The 1,539-nt window shown below is 66.4% G+C and carries 1 protein-coding gene; it reads left to right on the top strand.

The features are described from left to right. The first annotated feature begins 97 nt into the window (after window positions 1–97). On the top strand, window positions 98–1,186 hold the full coding sequence (locus AC3A3X_RS17800) for an IS110 family RNA-guided transposase (RefSeq protein ID WP_487584306.1): 1,089 nt from the start codon (window positions 98–100) through the stop codon (window positions 1,184–1,186). The last annotated feature ends 353 nt before the right edge of the window (window positions 1,187–1,539 follow it).

Genomic DNA, 1,539 nt, shown 5'->3' with positions numbered 1-1,539 from the left:
GAGTAAAAAGGAGACTTCCCGCCCCTGCGGACAACCGCTCGGTCTTTGATGACCATGATGGTTTTCACCATCGGCATGACTGGAGGGGAAGTCTCCCATGAGCACTATAACCATCGGCGTCGACCTCGCAAAACAGGTGTTCTCCACCTGCGCAGTGGACCCCGGCGGCCGGGTCCGGCAGCGCAAGGATTTCCGCCGGCAGGCGTTCGTGGAATGGTTGCCGCAGGTTCCAGCGGACACCACCGTCGCCATGGAAGCCTGCAGCGGCGCCCACCATTGGGCCCGGCGCTGCCAGGCCTACGGCCTGCAGCCGAAACTGATGGCCGCGCAGTTCGTGGCACCGTTCCGAAAGAGCAAGGCGACCAAGAACGACCGCAACGACGCCGAGGCCATCGCCACCGCCGCGCGGCAGGGCAACATGCGCTTCGTGCCGGTCAAGACCGAAGCGCAGCAGGCGCGCCTGGCGTGGCACCGGGTGCGCGAGGGCTACAAGGCCGAGTGCCTGGCCGTCAGCAATCGGCTACGCGGCCTGCTCGCCGAGTTTGGCGTGGTGGTGGCGCGCAACGATCCGGCGTTGCTGCGGGCGCTGGCGGAGCCGAACGTCCGCGCAGGGCTGCCGGTGGTAATGATGGAGTTGCTGGACCAGCATGCCGCCCACTGGCGACAGGTGCGCGAACGGTTGGCCGAATGCGACCGGCACATCACCGCGCAGGCGCGTGCGGATGCCCGCTGTGTCCGCGTGCAGCGACTGACCGGCATCGGTCCGTTGACCGCCGACGCCGTGGTGGCGACGGTGGGCGATGCGCGCGAGTTCAAGAACGGGCGCCAGATGGCGGCGTGGTTGGGGCTGGCACCGACCCAGCACTCCAGCGGCGGCAAGACCGTGCTGGGGCCGATCAGCTGCAAAGGCGATCGCTACCTGCGCACGCTGCTGATCCAGGGGGCGCGTAGCAGCCTGCAACGCGCCCAGGCGATGACGCCCGAGCGCGCAACGCCGGAACAGATGTGGATCCGCGACCTGGCCGGACGCCTGCCGTTCGGCAAGGTGGTCGTGGCCATTGCCAACAAACATGCGCGCCAGCTATGGGCCATGCTGGCGCGCGATGAGGACTACGACCCGCATGCGTGGCTCAAGCACCCGATGGTGCAGCGGCCGCGCAGCAAGCGTTCGGCACGAGCGGCCTGACGCGCCATTGCGTTCCACCGCCAGAGCGAAAGGTAGGCAACAGGTCAGACCGACCCGAAGAGAGCCTGACTAACAAGATGGCGCCATCCGCGTGCCGCGGCCGATCCCCGCGCATGGGCGACACCGATGAATGAGAGAGGCCTTCGGGTGCGGTTTATACAGTGGTCCGGGTGAGCAACTGCCGCCCAACAAGACCGATTACGGAAATGCAGTCTGGCATCCGTTGCCGCCATCGCGCTGACAATCACCACTGCAACACGCAACACCGCACGACATCATGAGAACCAGCAACGGCCTTCAAGCTCCAGGCAAGAGCGTCATGCACCCGGAGTTGACGGGAAGCTCCTTACGGA

This window comes from Lysobacter sp. Soil_N_23 (assembly GCF_057656135.1).
This window is presented reverse-complemented; position numbering and strand designations above follow the sequence as displayed.

Bases quoted from the DNA above. Each gene is read 5' to 3' on its own strand.
- AC3A3X_RS17800 (WP_487584306.1), top strand. From the start codon at position 98: ATGAGCACTATAACCATCGGCGTCGACCTCGCAAAACAGGTGTTCTCC.